The following is a 15,687-nucleotide window of genomic DNA, read 5'->3' as shown; positions in this document are numbered from 1 at the left end:
CGCCATGCAGGCCTTCGGGCTCTATACGCATATCCGGGCGAACCGGATCCGCTCCGGCTTCCTCATCGTGGGGCTGTTCCTGCTCGTCTATGTGATGGTCTTCGCCGGCGCTCTGCTGGCCGAGGCCCTGACGGGAGATGCGCCGCTCGATGTGCTCCTGCGCATGGCCTTGAACGATCTGATCGCGGCAGCGCCCTGGGCGACCGCGGGGGCACTCGTCTGGCTCTTCATCGCTTATCACTTCAACCGCGCGCTCATTGCTGCGACCGTGGGGGCCCATCCGGTGACGCGCCAGCAAGAGCCAAAGCTCTATACGCTGCTCGAAAATCTCTGCATCGCGCGCGGCCTTGCCATGCCGCGGCTCTATATCGTGGAGAGCCCCGTTCTCAACGCCTTCGCGACAGGGCTCAACGACAAGCAATATTCGGTCACCGTCACCCGCGGGCTCCTCGAGGCGCTCGATGATGCGGAGATGGAGGCGGTGCTCGCCCACGAGCTGACCCATATTCGCAACGGCGACGTGCGCCTCATGGTCATTGCGGGCGTCGTGGCCGGCATCGTCTCCTTCGTCGGGGAGTTCGTGTTCCGAGGGCTCACGCGCATGTCTTTCGGCGCGCCGCGCCGACGCTACTCCACCGAGGGTCGCCGCGGCGGAAGCGGCGGCGGCGCTTTCGCCGCCGTCCTCATCGCCCTTGCGCTTGTGGCGGTCGCTTGGCTGCTCTCACAGGTCATCCGCTTCGCCCTGTCGCGTTCACGCGAGTATCTCGCCGATGCGGGCGCGGTCGAGCTGACCAAGAACCCGGACGCGATGATCGCGGCGCTGCTGAAGATCGATGGGCGCGGCGAATTGCCGAGCGCGCCTTCCAGCGTCATGGAGATGTGCATCGACAATCCCCGCTCGGGCTTCACGGATCTCTTCGCCACGCATCCGTCGATCGCGGCGCGTGTCGATCGGCTGGTGCAGTATGCTGGCGGTCGCCTGCCTGCGCCTACGCCTGCGCCAACCACGCCGCAGGGGCCGTGGGATCCGCCCTCCGATGCAGGACAACCCGGGCCTTGGGGGCCGCACCCGGCGTCCTCCTGAGGTCCACAGACGGCGCGACCTTCGATTGCTGTGCCGTTCAGCCGTCGCGAAGCAATGCGTCCAGGGTGTCGATCTCCTGCCGCTCGCCCTTCATGTTCTCGGCGAGGGCGGCATAGAAGTCCGCGATGCTGTCGTAGACGCCGCCCTCGGCGCGGTCGTGACCGACGAAGGCGGCAATCTCCCGGAGCTCCGGTGCCCAACGTTCCGCCTTCCCGAACATGTCGGGAATGCTGCGCCGGAAGCCGGCGAGCACCTGCGGCTGGCTTGCCGCGAGTTCGGCGACGAGCGCCTCGCCGCAGCCGGCGCGGGAGGCGGCGAGCAGCATGGCCGCGCCGAGGGCGATCGTTCCCTTGGTGATGCCGGCATAGCCCATCTTGAGCGCCGATGCCGCGCCGATCGGGCCCTCGATGATCTTGAACCGCACGCCCCGTCCTTCCAGGGCGGCGAGCGCGGGAGCTTCGGCACCGCTCACATAGAGGAGCGGTCCAGGTCCTTCGGCACCCGGCGGAAGGCCGATGATGCCGCCGTCGGCGAAGCGCCCGCCGGCGCCCTCCACAATGGCGGCCACCTCGTGGGCCCGCTCGGGGCTGACAGCGTTCCAATCGATGTAGAGCGGCTGATCGGGCTCGCCCCGGACGAGCTCGGCGATCCTGCGGGCGGTGTCCGCAGCGCCGCTCGGCGGCACGATCGAGAAGATGAAGTCGCTCCTGGCGATCTCCCGGTCCGGAACGATCTCGATGCCCGCGGCGCGCGCCCGGGCTTCGCTTGCCGCACTTCGGCCGGCGGGGGTGATCACCTTGAGGCCGCCGGCCTTGAGGCGGGCGCCGATGGCAGCACCCATCTGCCCCGGAGAGACGATTGCGACAGTCGGCAGAGCGTTGGCTGGCATGGACGCTGACATGGACTCAGACTCCTGAAGCGAGGATGGCGTTGACGCCCGCAGCGGCGATTTGGCCGTCCTGCTCGGGCGAGGCGCCGCTCGCGCCAATTGCCCCCACGATATGGCCGTCGACGATGATCGGCACGCCGCCGTCGTAGGGCAACATGCCCGGCAGGGCGGTGAGTGCGGTCGCGCCGCCCGCATAGGCCTCGGCGAAGACCTTCGTCGGGCGCTTGAACTGGACGGCGCAGCGCGCCTTGGCGATGGCGACGTCCACCGTGCCGGCGTGAATGCCGTCCATGCGGGTCAGATGCAGCAGCTGACCGCCGGCATCCAGGATGACAACTGTCACGACGAGCCCGTTGCGTTGCGCCTCCGCGAGTGCGGCCGCCATCGCCGCCTGGCAGGCCGCGAGCGTCAGTCCTTTCCGGTCGATCAAGAAGGCGGGCGACCCGTTCGTCATACCGAGTTCCTCGACTGCGTCAGAACCTTGAGGGAAACCGGCGCTGCCTCGCGCGTCGGCGGCGTGTTGAGCGCCTCCGGCTTGAAGAGAAAGCCGGCATTCAAATCGTCGAAGACGGGGCAGCCGATCAGGGCGAGGCTCAAGTCGATCTCCCGCTTCAGGATGTCGATCGCCTTGAGGGTCCCGTCGGTGCCGCCGGCGGTGACGCCATAGAGCATCGGCCGGCCGACGAAGCTGAAATCGGCTCCAAGACAGGCGGCGATCACGATATCCGACCCGCGGCGTATGCCGCTGTCGATCATGACGGGCATCTCGGGGCCGACCGCTGCCCGGATGCCGGGCAGACTGTGAAGAGGAGCGGGGAGGGGATCGTGGGCCTTGCCGCCGTGATTGGAGACGATGATGCCATCGATGCCGGCCTCGGCCGCCCGGCGGGCGTCCTCCGAATGCTGCAGCCCCTTCAGAACGAGTTTGCCCGGCCAAAGCGCACGAAAGGTTTCGAGATCACGCCAGGTGACGATGCTCGGGCTCTGCGAGCGGAAGAAGGCGGCGACCGCCGGACCGGAGGCGCCCGGGGGAGCGTAGCGCGACCAGTTCTCCATGCGCGGGAAGCCGCCACGCCGCAGATATTCCGTCACCCAGCCGAAATGCGTGGCCGCCTCGATGAGTGTGGACCATTTCTGCTGCCAGACGGGCTTGCCGAACCGATTACGGGTATCGCGCTCCCGGTTGGGATAGACCGGGTTGTCGACCGTCAGCACGAGCACCTCGCGCCCGCAATCGGCCGCGCGTTTGACGAGGTCGGTCGTGATGGCGCGGTCGCGCGCCGGATAGAGATGGCACCAGACGTGATCGGGAGCCGCAGCCGCGACCCTCTCGAGCGGCTCGATGCTGGCGCCCGAGAGGATAAACGGGATATCGGCATCGGCGGCCGCGCAGGCCATCATGCTGTCTGCTTCCTTGCGGAAGAGACCGGCGAATCCTGTCGGCGCCATGCCGAACGGCGCCGCGTAGCGCCTGCCGAACAGCGTCTTTCCCCGTTCGATACGGCTCACGTCCACGAGATAGCGGGGCCAGAGCTGGTAGTCACGGAACGCTGCCTCGTTCCGGGGGAGGGCGAATTCGTCCTCCGTGCCCGATTCGATGACCTCGAACACCACACGCGGCAGGCGTCGCTTCGCGAGCATGCGCAGATCGGCAATGCTGAGCGCCTCGGTGAACTTCATCGGCCGGTTCTCATCGCGCTGTCCGCTCAGCCCGCGCCGCGCGCTGCGGCAAGCAGGCGATCGACGAAGGCTTTGATCGGCATGCCCGGCGCGGCGCCGAGCCGGGCCGCGGCGGCATTGACGTGGGAGAGGATGCCATCGGCATAGATGGCGCGCGCGTCGCCGATAGGGGCGCTGGCGGCGGAAGCCGTGCCGGCGGGAATGCCGCGCTGGTCGAGATCGGCAAGGCGGGCAATGCCCGCGCCGTCGAGGCCGACCCCGGCGTCGCTGAAGAAGATCGCCCCGACGTCGGGGCCGACCACCCCGTCGGGCTGGCCCCGGAACATGGCGGCGTGAGATCCCGTCACGACGATCTGCCCCGCGTCCTCCGGCACGAGCAGCGGCGCCGCGTCGAGGCAGAGCACCTTGGGCTCGCCCGGATCGTCCTTGATCGTGTAGCGCTTGCCGCCGCTGATTTCCGGCGGCGCCTCGCGAATGATCTCGCCTTTCTTCATCAGTTCGGCACAGTCGCGAACGGTCTGGCCGACGCGGCAGCCGAGGCGCTCCGCCGCGCGGTTGACGTGGCTGATCATGCCATGCGCGAGCATGTGCTCGGCATCGGCGATGTGGCAGGTCATGGCGTCGGCCGTGGCGGCCGGCAGGCCGATACGGTCGAGGTAAGGCAGGCCCTTGATGCCCGCGCCGTCCTTGCCGACGCCGGCATCGTTCAGGATGACGCCGCGAATGCCCCATTTGGCAGCGTGATAGGCATTGTATTCGCCGCCATAGGAACCGGATACGACCACCTGTCCGGCGCAATCGCCGGTTGCCGTGGCGCTGCTCGAGGCCGTGTAGATTTTCACCTCGCCGTCGCTCATGCCGGTAGCTCCTCCATGACGGATGCGGTCAGGTCTTCGGCCATCGGCGGGTCCTGCGGACCGAGGGCCGCGATGAGATCGGCGAGTTCCGCTCGCTCGGATGCGGTCAGGGGCGACAACGGGGGCCTGACGTGGCCGGCGCTGCGCCCGATGATGTCGACGCCCGCCTTGACGATGCTGACCGCATAGCCCGGTTGCCGGTTTCGCAGTTCGAGATAGGGGCCGAGGAAAGTCTTGAACACCCTATCACAGGTCGCCGCATCGCCCGTCTGCACGGCGCGATGGAAGGCGACCGCCGTGCGCGGAACGAAATTCAGGATGGCGGACGAATAGGTCGGCGCGCCCATGGCGCGGTAGGCGGCGGCATAGACTTCCGCTGTCGGCATGCCGTTGACGAAAAGAATGCGGTCTCCGACGAGGCTCCTCATGCGCAAGAGCCACTCGACATTGCCGAGGCCGTCCTTGATTCCGATCAGGTTGGGGCAGCTCTCGGCCAAGCGCGCCACGGTCGGCGGTGCCAGCCGGCAATTGCCGCGGTTGTAGACGATGACGCCGATGGATACGGCGCGGCAGACGGCCGTGACATGGGCCGCAAGGCCTTCCTGGGAGGCCTCGGTCATATAGGGCGGCAGCAGCAGAATGCCGTCGGCGCCCAGGCACTCGGCGGCTTGCGCATGGCTGACGGCGGCTTTCGTTCCCTGTCCGGCGGCGGCGATCACCGGCACCCGGCCCGCCGACCAGGCCACCGTTTCCGCCACGACGCGCTCGTATTCTTGATCGGTGAGGGAGAAGTATTCACCCGCGCCGCCGGCCGCGAAGAGCGCGGCGGCGCCATAGGGGCTGAGCCAGTCGAGCCGCGCGCGGTAGCTCTCCGGATCGAAGTTGTCGGCCGCGTCGAAATCCGTGAGCGGGAAGGACAGGAGCCCGCCGTCGATAGCCGATCTGAGGGCTTCAGGACTGAGTTGCGTCATGGCGATTTGTGATCCACGGATTCGACATGTTTCGACCAGGGCCGGCAGGGAACACGGGCCATCTCGCAACGGCCCGCGATGATCAATGGGCCGGCGCTGAGGACTTCGCCCGGCGAAGCGCCTCTTCCGCCGTGCTGCGGCCGGTCATGGCGTAGAGAATGAGCGCCGTAAGGAAGGGGCAGACGGCCAGGAAGAGGAGGCCCAGCTGGAAACTGCCGCTCGCCTCGCGAACATAGCCGACGAGATAGGGGCCGGCGAAACCGCCGAGGTTGCCGATCGAGTTGATGAGGGCAATGCCGCCGGCCGCTGCCGACCCGGACAGAACGGCGGTGGGCAGAGCCCAGAAGGTCGGCATCGAGGAGATCACCGCGACCGCGCCGACCGTGACCGCTGCGAGCGACAGCAGGGGGCTGCCGATATAGGCGCTCGCGACGAGGCCCGCCGCGGCCACGATGCAGGGCAGGACCGCGTGCCAGCGCCGCTCACCCGTGCGGTCCGAGCTGCGGGCGACGACGATCATGGCGACGGCGCTCAGGACGTAAGGAACGGCCGAGATGGTGCTCGTCACGAAATCGCTGTAGCCGAGCTGCTTGATGATCTGGGGCAGCCACAGACCGATGCCGTACATGCCCATGATGATGCCCACATAGGCGATGCCGAAGGCCCAGACGCGCCGGTCGTAGAGAGCCGCGGTAAAAGTCGGGGCGGAGACCTTGGCGCGTTCCGCCTCCTCGGCGCGCAGCACGCCCTCGATCCAGTTGCGTTCCTCCGCCGAGAGCCACTTCGCCTCGCTCGGCCGATCCGTCAGCACCTTGAGGCACAGGATGCCGAAGACAACCGTGGGCAGCCCCTCGAGGAGATAAAGCCATTTCCAGCCAGCGATGCCCAAGAGCCCGTCGAGACTGAGAAGTGCTCCCGAGACCGGCGCCCCGACGACGAAAGACAAGGGTAGGCCGAGGAAGAAGAGGGCCATGATCGCAGCACGCTCGCGCGCCGGGAACCAACGGCTGAGATAATAGACGATGCCGGGCAGGAAGCCGGCCTCGGCAGCGCCGAGAAGAAAGCGCAGCCAGTAGAAGCTCGTCGGCCCGGAGACGAAGGCCATGGCGCTCGCGACGAGGCCCCAGCTGATCATGATCCGCGCGATCCAGCGGCGGGCGCCGACACGCTCGAGCGCCCAGTTGCTGGGCAATTCGAAGAGAAAATAGCCGAGGAAGAAGATGCCGCCGCCGAAGGCATAGATTGTCGGCGTGAAGCCCAAGTCCTCGTTCATCTGCAAAGCAGCGATGCTGACATTCACGCGATCGAGATAGGCAAGCAGATAGCAGACCAGGAGAAACGGCAGCAACCGCCATTTCATCTTGGAAAGTGTTGTGTCTGCGAGCGTCGCCATCTGATCTCTCCCGCGCCGTCCGGTGGCCATGGTTTGTCCGGGCTGTCCGCCCTGGTTTCGCCGAACCATTTCAAAATCGCGCCGCCGTGTCAACGTGCATCGGGCATCGTGCACGATATCCGCTGGAGGTCGACAAGGAGACGGCGCTTGCCGGCATCGTGCATGATGTGCGACTAATCGTGACTGTTCCGGAGGAATCGAATGCCCTATCTCATCGACACCGTGATCCCCGCGGCCCGCATGGCGGAGCGCGATGCAGTCCGGCCGGACCATCTCGCTTATCTCGAAGCCAATATCGCCGTTCTGCTCGCCGCGGGCGCCAAGCTCAAGGAAGATGGGTCGGTCGGCGAAGGCTCCTTCTATCTGGTCGATGTGGAAAGCCAGGGCGAAGCGGAGCGCTTCATCGCTGGCGACCCCTATGCCAAGGCCGGCTTGATCACCGCGATGACGCTGACGCGGGTCCGCACCGGATTCTTCGATCGCGCACGGACGAAGCCGGCCGCGTCGAGGCACTGAGCCGGACAATCGTCTCGGTTCCCTTTATGGATCGCCCATGGCCAAAGCGACGTACAACGGTCGATCTTCTCCGATCAAAACGACCCTGACAGAGCAGACCTATGAGATTTTGAAGGAGCGGATCCTCGACCGGGGGCTTGCTCCGGGAACGCGCCTCAATATCGATGCTCTGACCCGCGATCTCGGCGTCAGCACCTCGCCTTTGCGCGAGGCTCTGTCGAAGCTCGAAGCCGAGCGGCTCGTCGTGACCGAGCTCTATAGCGGCTATTCGGTCGCGCCCGAACCGACGCTCGACTATCTGCGCGATCTCATTGATTTCCGCACGATGCTCGAAGGCCATTGCGCGCTGGTCGGTGCGCCGCGCAAAGCCGCCTCCGTGCTCAACGAGCTCAGGGCGGCCACGCGCCAGATGAGCGCGGCCAAGCAGATCGGCACCCACTACAAGCAATATAGAAAATTCGTCGCCGCCGATCAGCGCTTTCATCAAGTGATCGTGGAGAGCGCCGGCAATCAGGTTATCTCCGACACCTATCGCGGCATGAACGCCATTCTCCTGCAGGCGCGTCTTTATCTTTATCGTTCCGGCGGCCGGGCGCGGGCAGGCGAGGTGGCAGAGGAGCATGCTCGCATCCTCGCGGCCTTCGAAGCGGGCGACGGCCCAGAAGCGGCTCTCGCCATTCGCGAGCATCTCGAAGGCGGCAAGCGGCGCCTGCTGTCCGGCAACGAGGCGAGTGCGCCGGCGAACGACGTCGAAGCGAGCACGGCGCAGAAGCCCGCGGCCCGCGAGCGATCGCGGCGGACGCTCGATCGTACCTCGTGAGGAGGCGGGCAAAGGTGCCCGCGCTCCAGGCGTGATCAGCGAATTACGCGGCGCTCAGCACATAATCGCCACGCGGCGGGTAATTCTGGGCTGCCGCGAAAGTCGGCACTTCGAGCAGATCCGGAATCTTCGGACGCGCGAAGGGAAAGGTTTGGAGGATCGCGCCATAGAGTGTCAGATCACTTCTGACGAAAAGCACGGCCGGTTCGGCGAAAACGGGTGATTCCAGCGGCCTTATCTCGATGGAATGACTGAGATAGAGCCCAAGCCGGTCCGCATCGGTGATGGACAGCCCACCTCCGACGCGGACATCGGCGATATCCCACTCGGCGTAGCTTTTCGCGACCCGTTCAGCGCTGTCGACCGAGACGGCGATCACATCCATGCATGCATTCTTGAAATCCGCCATGGCCGCGTTGATGGCTTCGAGATGCTGGCGGCAGCGCGGGCAGTGATATCCGCGATAGATATCGACCATCAGCATGTAATCGGGGGCGTTCTGCGAAAGATACCATGTGCTTCCGTCGGCAAGCTTGGCGGAAAAATCGGGCACCTGCTGACCAGGAACAATTTTGTTCATTTCATTGACTCCGGGAACGGCCGCTGACTCGTTCCACCGCTTCCATTCATTCTGCGGCTGCAATCTGAGCGGTCTTGCGATGCGCGGGATGTTGAGGCCGCGGTAGACCCAGCTTCTCACGAAGGGTCCCAGGGGCATAGCCCGCATTGACTAGGCCGCGCTTGCGCAGTTCGGGAACGACGAGATCCACGAAGTCGTTGAGGCCGCCGGGCTGTGTGAAGGGCATGATGTTGAAGCCGTCAGCGGCATAATCGACGAAGCGTTCCTCGAGTTGATCGGCGATATGCGTGGGCGAGCCGATCAGGACCCAATGCGAGCGACCGCCGGCGATCTTCAGATAGAGCTGCTTGATGCTCAGATTGTCCTTTCTCGCCATATCGACGAGCAGCTTCTGGCGCGATTGGATGCCGTTTCCCTCAGGGATGTCGGGCAATGGGCCGTCGACGTCGAAGGAGGAAAAATCAAAGCCCGGGAACATGGCCGAAAGCTGAGAAAGGCCCACGACGGGATCGACCAGTTCCTGAAGCTCTTCGAATTTCTCCTGCGCCTCGGAGTCGGTTCTCCCGACCACTGGGACGACGCCCGGCATGATCAGAAGATCGCTCTCGTGCCGGCCGGCCGCCCTGACCTGCCGCTTCATCTCCGTATAGAACTCTTGGCCCGATTTGAGGCTGGTCTGCATGGTATAGATGAGATCCGCCACACGTGCTGCGAGATCCATGCCCGTCGTCGAGGAGCCTGCCTGAGCGATGACCGGATATCCTTGCGGCGGCCTTTCGATATTGAGCGGGCCTCTCACCTGGAAGTGCTTGCCTTGGTGGTCGAGCACATGAAGCTTGCTGGTGTCGCAGTAGAGGCCCGAGGCGGCGTTTCGGGGGAAGGCATCGTCCTCCCACGAGTCCCATAGGCCCATGATGACTTTAGCGAATTCATCGGCCCGGTCGTAGCGTTCGGCATGCAGGAAATGGGTATCGCGTCCGAAATTGCGCGCTTCGGCGTCGGTCGTCGAGGTGACGAGATTCCATCCCGCACGGCCGGCGCTCAGGAAATCCAGCGACGCCAGACGGCGGGCGAGATGATAGGGCTCGTTGTAGCTCGTCGATGCGGTCGCCAGCAGCCCGATGTTCTGGGTCATGGGGGCGAGGGCGCAGAGAAGCGAAAGCGGCTCGAACTGCACGATATAGTCGGAGACATGCTTGAGGGCCTCGAGATTGCTCTCTCGGACGCTCAAATTGTCGGGCAGGAAGATCATGTCGAAACCACCGCGCTCAGCGGTTCGCGCCATGTCCACATAGCCCGCAAGGGAAGTCACGAGATGAGGATCGGCGCTTGGGTGCCGCCAGGACGCAATATGGTGGCCGATGCCATGGAAGAACGCACCGAGCCGCATCACTCTATTTTGCTTGGACATGTTACCTCCTTCGTCAGTTGTCGTGCGGCGACGTCGCCCGTGGCTTTGCCGGCGTCTTATGCTTCAAGCTTGGCCGGCAGGCCCAGGGCCTCCCTGAAGGCGCTAAGGACATCCGCCAGACCGGCTTCGAACTTGTGTGAGAGGCCGCGCTCGTCTCCCGTGAACGCGTCTGCGGTCACGTAGAAGCTCGGGACCACGCACCGAGCGCCCATGCACTGGAGCACGGGACGTAGCGAGTAATCCAGGGCGAGAACATGGGCGAGGCTGCCCCCGGTCGCGAGCGGCAAAACGGCCTTGCCTGCAAGCCCGAATTGCGGAAGCAGATCGAGGAAGAGCTTCGTCAGCCCGGAGAACGACGCCTTGAAGGTCGGGGTGGCGATCACCAGGCCGTCGGCCCTGGAGACAGCCGCGATGGCCTGGGCGACAGGCCCGCGATCGACCTTCATCGCGACGAGGTCCTCGGCCGGCAAGTCGAGGAGGCGAAGATGTTCGACGCAAGTCTGCTCGCCACAGAGCCGCGCCGCGACCATGTCCGCCAGCAGCGCCGTCTTGGAAGGAATCGTAGGGCTTCCGGAAATGACGAGAACGCGTCGATGCCGAGCCGATTGGGCCTGGTCGCCAATTGCCGCTCCCTCGGGCTCCAACATTCTTTCCTCCCTGGCGATCGTTCGACCTACCGTCGCATGTCGTTCATTGACCGGCAGAGACTAGGCAGAACCGGAGCGCGCGGACCAATACCAAGTCCTTATATCGGCCCTGACGGCCAGAACCTGCGCAGCCTAACGCCCTCGTTCTGCTTCGGAAGTTCGGCCGGCGGCGCCAAAAAGTCGTTCGTGCTGCGGCTTTTACGAAGGGCGGTCGATTGACAACGCGTGCATCGTGCACGATCCTGCGCGCCAATCAGCTCGTCACAAAAGCACGATGCACATAAGGGAGGACTATCGGATGGCGACCATACCGGAGACCGTCGCGAGCAGCGGGCGGCAAGCAGACGCGGGCGCCATGACGTCTCTCGCGGATATCGCGAACCGCAAAGTCATTATGCGTCTGCTTCCCTTGATCACGCTGGCGTATTTCGTCGCGCAGCTCGATCGCGTCAATCTCTCTTTTGCCGCCTTGCCGATGAACAAGGATCTCAACTTCTCTCCCGAGGTCTACGGATTCGGTGCAGGGATCTTCTTTTGGGGTTACTTTCTCTTCGAGGTACCGAGCAACATGATCCTCGCCAAAGTCGGCGCGAGGGTCTGGATAGCCCGGATCATGATCACCTGGGGTCTTGCCGCGAGTTGCATGGCCTTCGTATTCTCGCCCAACAGCTTCTACCTGATGCGTTTCTTGCTGGGTTTGGCCGAGGCCGGCTTTCTTCCTGGGATGATGCTTTACCTCAGCTATTGGATCCCGGAGAAATCGAGAGCATGGGCCGCTGGCCTCTTGTGCCTCGCCGTTCCTCTCGGGCCGGCCCTGGCCGGGCCGATCAGCAGTGCTCTTCTTCACATCAACTGGTTCGGTCTTGCCGGCTGGAAGTGGATGTTCATTCTGGAAGGCTTGCCTGCCGTGGTGCTCGGTGTCGTCGTGTTCTTTTATCTCGACAACAAGCCGGACGACGCGAAGTGGCTTTCCGCCAACGAAAAAACAGCGTTGAAGCAGGCGCTGGATGAAGATCTGACCCAGCAACAGAAGGAGCCGCCGCTCTCCTTCTGGAAAGTACTCCTCGATCCCCGCGTGCTGGTTCTATCGCTGCTTTACCACACGATCGTGCTCGGTCTCTATGGTGTGGTGATGTGGTTCCCGCAGATCATAGCCACGCTCGGCGTTTCGGCCTTTACCATAGGTCTGATCAGCCCGATCCCGTTCTGCCTCGCCGCTGTGGCGAGCATCATCTTCGCCAGGAGTTCCGATCGCCGCAAAGAACGAAAGTGGCACATCGCGGTCGCCGCATTCATCGCGGCCATTGGACTGGTGGCGAGCGCCTATTTCCAGTCGCCGGTCCTGGTTGTCGCGGGGTTTTGCCTTGGCGCCATCGGCGTCTACGCGGTCTTGCCGGTGTTCTGGGCGCTTCCCTCGTCTTTCCTGTCGAGATCGGCGGCGCCGGTCGGCATTGCGGTGATCAACACGCTCGGCTCCTTCGGTGGGTTCACGGGGCCGTGGCTCGTGGGGCTCATCCGGCAGGAGACCGGCAGCTTTTTCCTTGCTCTACTCCTGCTTTCCATGATCATCGCGCTCGGAGGGTTGCTGGCCCTGGTGGTCGTCAAGAACAAGAAGGACACCACGCTGGCCGTCGCCTAAGGAGGAAGGCCGGATGGAGTTCAGACAGCTCCGCTACTTCGCATGCATCGCCGAGTTGCAGAGCATGACCAAGGCCGCCGAGGTCCTGTTCATCGCGCAGCCGGCGCTGTCGATGCAAATGCGCAACCTCGAAGAGGAGCTCGGCGTGCAACTCCTCGTGCGGCACAGTCGCGGCGTTCACCTGACGGAAGCTGGCCAGCTCTTCCTCGAAAAAGCCATCCGGATCACGCGGGATATCGAGGCCGCGCGGCGCATCGCCGCTCCCGCAGACGCCCCGGACAACGCACCGGTCCGATTGGGGATCAATCCAAGCCTCGATCCCGATCTCATCGCCCGAATATTGCGAGCGGCCAATGAAAGCTTGCTGGGCACAAGAATAACGATCCTGGAGGGAGCGAGTGACCAGCTTGTCGAATGGCTGCTCGATGGGACCCTCGACATGGCCATGGTTTACTTCATTCCGGATGATGCGAGCGGCATCGCCTGCGACCACCTCTTTCGCGACGACATCGTCCTGCTCACAGACAATGAGCAAACGCCACGGGCCGGAGTTCCATTCGAGCAACTGACAGCGATGCCGCTCATGCTGCAGCCAAGGCCACACAAGCTGCGATCGATGATCGAGGCGGCGGCCGCGGCGATCGGCAGGGAGATGCGCGTTCCGTTCGAGATCAGATCGGTCAATATGATCATCGATCTGGTCGAGCGCGGGCTCGCCTCGTCCATGCTGCCGGAAGGAGCCGCCAAGCGAGCGGCAGCCGATGGACGGGTCAATATCAGCCGCATCATCGAGCCGCACCTCAGTCTGGACCTGTCCTTGGCTTATCTCGAACCGAAGCGCCATTCGGAGGCGGAAGTCACTTTGCGTCGGCTCATCCGGGAACTCGCAAGTCGGTAGCGCAGCGTCTGAAGACGACAGGGGGCCTTAGCGCCTCGGCATGCCGAGGTGCTTGGGACACGTACGCGCCCGCCACCGGCCGACAGTGCGAGCGCCGTGTCGGATAGGCTGCCAATCGACCTCATCGCTCGGTGATGCCGTCGGCCGCCCGCACAGGAGGGCCCAGGAATTCAATGTTCCAGCGCGCGCCGAACTCATTGAGTCGCGCGCGATCGGGTATTCCGTGCCGCATGATTTCTCCGAGCTCGGTGAAGAAGCATTTCGCATCGAGCCCGGGAAGGATCATGATCAACTGGCGTGCCGGTCGATCCGTGACGTTGACGAAACCGTGCACGGCGCCGCCCGGCACGCTCACCAGGTCGCCCGCATCGGCAAAGAAGCGCCGGCCGTCGACCTCGTAGAGGTAGCGCCCCTCCATGACCCGGAAGACCTCCGTTTCAGGGTGGCGGTGGCGTGGTGGGCCGAAGCCGGGAGCGTTGACCGTTTCGATCACAGTCATCGCGTTCTGGTTGGACGCCGGCGGCAACAGAACGTTCAGCTCCAGGCCGATGGCGGGGATGAGAACGGATGGCTCATCACCGCGCGATCTCCAGAACGAAAATTCCATTGGTCTGTCCCGTTCCGATGAATCCTGGCCTGACTGACCGCGCGGCAGTTCGAACAGCGTCATTGACGCGGTGTTACGACCACCGTGGCCGACATCCCTGCAGCGAGTCCGACGCATGCCGGCAGCTTGGTCACCCTGAAATAGAAGTACATGGAGAGCGAATGGCGGTCGAGCGGCGCCATCGCCGAGCCTCTTGCCGCACAGCGGCTCGGCCCTCACAAGCCGCGGATCGGCACACGCCGGCATAGAAGACCTCACGCCTTGTGTTTCTTAAGCTCGTGAGGCCTTAGGCTCGTGAGGCTTTTCTTCCGCTTGTCTGGTGGAGCGCAGGACGGCCGCGATGCGGCCCACCTGCGCCGTGCGGGCTTGCAGCGCTAATCTCAGGCGGTGGCGGGCTGTTTCGAGCCGGAACGGCGAGTGGCCCAGAGGACCAGCACGATCCCGAAGATCGCCGGCATGGTCACAGCCGGAAAATCACGCGGAAGTGCCGCGGGGGAGCAGATGCCGACCGCGACTTCCCAGAAGTGGAAGAGTGCATGGGCACAAAGCCAAGCCGTGGCGACTGCCCAGAGTCCGACGCGCCGCTCGGGCAGGACCATGCCGGCGGCGAAGGCGACGCCGAGAAAAAGCTGGATGATCCCGATGTCACGGATGAAGTGCTGATTGAAGAAGCCGGTATCGGTCACACCCGGGATGAGTTCATACCAAACCAATGGGTTGATGAGCATGAAGAGCCCATTGACCGAGAGAAATACTCCGTTGAAAGCCACCATTGTAACGACGGCCGCTGCGACGGCCCGATTGTCCTGGGCGAAGTTCATGGTCACGCCCTCCCGGATTGGGGTGAATGACTGTTCGGGGATGTGCTGCTGAGGTCCGGTGCTCATGCGCGCGCCGGCGGCGCGCTGAGCCAATCCGCGAAGCGGGTCTGCCCTAGCCGCGGCTGGCCGATGGGCCTCAGGGATTTGTCGTTCAGCTCGGCGCCGAAATAGCGGGCCCTGATGTCGGCGACGACGTGACGCTTGTCCCCCTTGGCGGCGAGGTACTGCCGAGCGATCGCATCCATCGGGATGGGCTCCGGCCCGGCCACTTCGACCGTCCGGTTCAGCGGCGCGCCGACGGCCAGATCGGCCAAGACGGCGGCGACATCATCGGCGGCAATGGGCTGAAAGAGGGCCGGCGACAGGCGGAAAACATCGCCATCCGCTCCCGATTGGACGATGGCGTTGACGAATTCGAAGAACTGGGTCGCCTGCAGGATCGTGTAGGAAATCCCGGAAGCCTTGATCAGGTTCTCCTGGGCCAGCTTGGCACGGAGATAGCCGCTGTCGGGATTGCGCCCCGTGCCGACGACGGACAGCGCGAGGTGATGCCCCACGCCGGCGGCGGCTTCGGCGGCAAGCAGGTTGCGGCCGGACGTCTCAAAGAACTCCAGAACGGCCTTGTCCTCGAAGGAAGGCGAATTCGCCACGTCTACGACCACGTGAGCGCGGGAGAGCGCTTCGGCCAGCCCCTCGCGAGTGATGGTGTTGACACCCGAGGCAGGCGACGCCGCTATGACCTCATGCCCCCATGCGCGGAGCCTGTTCACCACATTCGTTCCGATGAGGCCGCTGCCGCCGATGACCACGATCTTCATGTCTTTATCCTCCGCCGACAAACGATCGCGCCAATCGCGATCCGATGACGGGAGGA

The 15,687-nt window shown here is 64.4% G+C and carries 17 protein-coding genes; 5 read left to right on the top strand and 12 right to left on the bottom strand.

Annotation, left to right across the window (positions count from 1 at the left end; genetic code table 11):
- Positions 1-4 precede the first annotated feature (4 nt).
- A complete protein-coding gene (locus ACFQU1_RS06545; RefSeq protein WP_378130529.1) occupies positions 5-1,084 on the top strand; it encodes a M48 family metallopeptidase in 1,080 nt (359 codons plus the stop codon).
- Between the two features lie 37 nt (positions 1,085-1,121).
- Here the strand turns inward: ACFQU1_RS06545 and ACFQU1_RS06540 are convergent, their stop codons facing one another.
- The 6 genes from ACFQU1_RS06540 to ACFQU1_RS06515 all read right to left on the bottom strand — a co-directional run bounded on the left by ACFQU1_RS06540 (position 1,122) and on the right by ACFQU1_RS06515 (position 6,874).
- Positions 1,122-1,985 carry a DUF1932 domain-containing protein gene (locus tag ACFQU1_RS06540; protein WP_378130527.1) on the bottom strand — a complete coding sequence of 288 codons (864 nt, stop codon included), beginning with the start codon at positions 1,983-1,985 and terminating at the stop codon, positions 1,122-1,124.
- A gap of 4 nt (positions 1,986-1,989) precedes the next feature.
- Positions 1,990-2,427 carry a heme-binding protein gene (locus ACFQU1_RS06535; protein ID WP_378130525.1) on the bottom strand — a complete coding sequence of 146 codons (438 nt, stop codon included), beginning with the start codon at positions 2,425-2,427 and terminating at the stop codon, positions 1,990-1,992.
- Positions 2,424-3,653, bottom strand: a complete 1,230-nt coding sequence (locus ACFQU1_RS06530) for an alpha-hydroxy acid oxidase (protein WP_378130523.1) — start codon at positions 3,651-3,653, stop codon at positions 2,424-2,426. Before ACFQU1_RS06530 ends, ACFQU1_RS06535 begins: the two co-directional genes overlap by 4 nt.
- 26 nt (positions 3,654-3,679) lie before the next feature.
- Positions 3,680-4,510, bottom strand: a complete 831-nt coding sequence (locus ACFQU1_RS06525; protein ID WP_378130521.1) for a hypothetical protein — start codon at positions 4,508-4,510, stop codon at positions 3,680-3,682.
- Positions 4,507-5,481 carry a 5-dehydro-4-deoxyglucarate dehydratase gene (gene kdgD / locus ACFQU1_RS06520; protein ID WP_378130519.1) on the bottom strand — a complete coding sequence of 325 codons (975 nt, stop codon included), beginning with the start codon at positions 5,479-5,481 and terminating at the stop codon, positions 4,507-4,509. Before kdgD ends, ACFQU1_RS06525 begins: the two co-directional genes overlap by 4 nt.
- An 82-nt stretch (positions 5,482-5,563) precedes the next feature.
- Positions 5,564-6,874 carry an MFS transporter gene (locus tag ACFQU1_RS06515; RefSeq protein ID WP_378130517.1) on the bottom strand — a complete coding sequence of 437 codons (1,311 nt, stop codon included), beginning with the start codon at positions 6,872-6,874 and terminating at the stop codon, positions 5,564-5,566.
- A 201-nt stretch (positions 6,875-7,075) separates the two neighbouring features.
- Between ACFQU1_RS06515 and ACFQU1_RS06510 the strand changes: the two genes are divergently transcribed.
- A complete protein-coding gene (locus tag ACFQU1_RS06510; RefSeq protein WP_378130515.1) occupies positions 7,076-7,390 on the top strand; it encodes a YciI family protein in 315 nt (104 codons plus the stop codon).
- 37 nt (positions 7,391-7,427) lie between these two features.
- Complete coding sequence (locus ACFQU1_RS06505) at positions 7,428-8,210, top strand: GntR family transcriptional regulator (RefSeq protein ID WP_378130513.1); 783 nt, start codon at positions 7,428-7,430, stop codon at positions 8,208-8,210.
- A gap of 43 nt (positions 8,211-8,253) precedes the next feature.
- Here the strand turns inward: ACFQU1_RS06505 and ACFQU1_RS06500 are convergent, their stop codons facing one another.
- The 3 genes from ACFQU1_RS06500 to ssuE are packed head-to-tail and all read right to left on the bottom strand — an operon-like array spanning position 8,254 to position 10,848.
- Positions 8,254-8,853, bottom strand: a complete 600-nt coding sequence (locus ACFQU1_RS06500; RefSeq protein WP_378130511.1) for a redoxin domain-containing protein — start codon at positions 8,851-8,853, stop codon at positions 8,254-8,256.
- Positions 8,837-10,201, bottom strand: a complete 1,365-nt coding sequence (locus ACFQU1_RS06495; RefSeq protein WP_378130509.1) for an LLM class flavin-dependent oxidoreductase — start codon at positions 10,199-10,201, stop codon at positions 8,837-8,839. Before ACFQU1_RS06495 ends, ACFQU1_RS06500 begins: the two co-directional genes overlap by 17 nt.
- Before the next feature lie 56 nt (positions 10,202-10,257).
- Positions 10,258-10,848, bottom strand: coding sequence for an NADPH-dependent FMN reductase (gene ssuE, locus ACFQU1_RS06490; RefSeq protein ID WP_378130507.1), 591 nt, complete (start codon positions 10,846-10,848; stop codon positions 10,258-10,260).
- A 298-nt stretch (positions 10,849-11,146) separates the two neighbouring features.
- Here ssuE and ACFQU1_RS06485 point away from each other — a divergent pair, with 298 nt between their 5' ends.
- Positions 11,147-12,487 (top strand): MFS transporter, encoded by a 1,341-nt coding sequence (locus ACFQU1_RS06485; RefSeq protein WP_378130505.1) that lies wholly within the window; start codon positions 11,147-11,149, stop codon positions 12,485-12,487.
- Positions 12,488-12,500: 13 nt separating this feature from the next.
- Positions 12,501-13,385: a LysR family transcriptional regulator gene (locus ACFQU1_RS06480; protein WP_378130503.1), complete on the top strand. Its 885-nt coding sequence runs from the start codon at positions 12,501-12,503 to the stop codon at positions 13,383-13,385.
- A 121-nt stretch (positions 13,386-13,506) separates the two neighbouring features.
- Here the strand turns inward: ACFQU1_RS06480 and ACFQU1_RS06475 are convergent, their stop codons facing one another.
- From ACFQU1_RS06475 to ACFQU1_RS06465, 3 genes are all read right to left on the bottom strand, one after another.
- Positions 13,507-13,992, bottom strand: coding sequence for a cupin domain-containing protein (locus ACFQU1_RS06475; protein WP_378130501.1), 486 nt, complete (start codon positions 13,990-13,992; stop codon positions 13,507-13,509).
- 380 nt (positions 13,993-14,372) lie between these two features.
- Positions 14,373-14,879 carry a hypothetical protein gene (locus tag ACFQU1_RS06470; RefSeq protein WP_378130499.1) on the bottom strand — a complete coding sequence of 169 codons (507 nt, stop codon included), beginning with the start codon at positions 14,877-14,879 and terminating at the stop codon, positions 14,373-14,375.
- Positions 14,876-15,631, bottom strand: coding sequence for an SDR family oxidoreductase (locus tag ACFQU1_RS06465; protein ID WP_378130497.1), 756 nt, complete (start codon positions 15,629-15,631; stop codon positions 14,876-14,878). The genes ACFQU1_RS06470 and ACFQU1_RS06465 overlap by 4 nt, the downstream gene beginning before the upstream one ends.
- Positions 15,632-15,687 lie beyond the last annotated feature (56 nt).

This window comes from Chelatococcus sp. GCM10030263 (assembly GCF_042666455.1).
Taxonomy (GTDB): Bacteria; Pseudomonadota; Alphaproteobacteria; order Rhizobiales; family Beijerinckiaceae; genus Chelatococcus.
The sequence above is the reverse complement of the archived record's forward strand: the minus strand, read 5'-3'. Positions and strand labels throughout refer to the sequence as shown.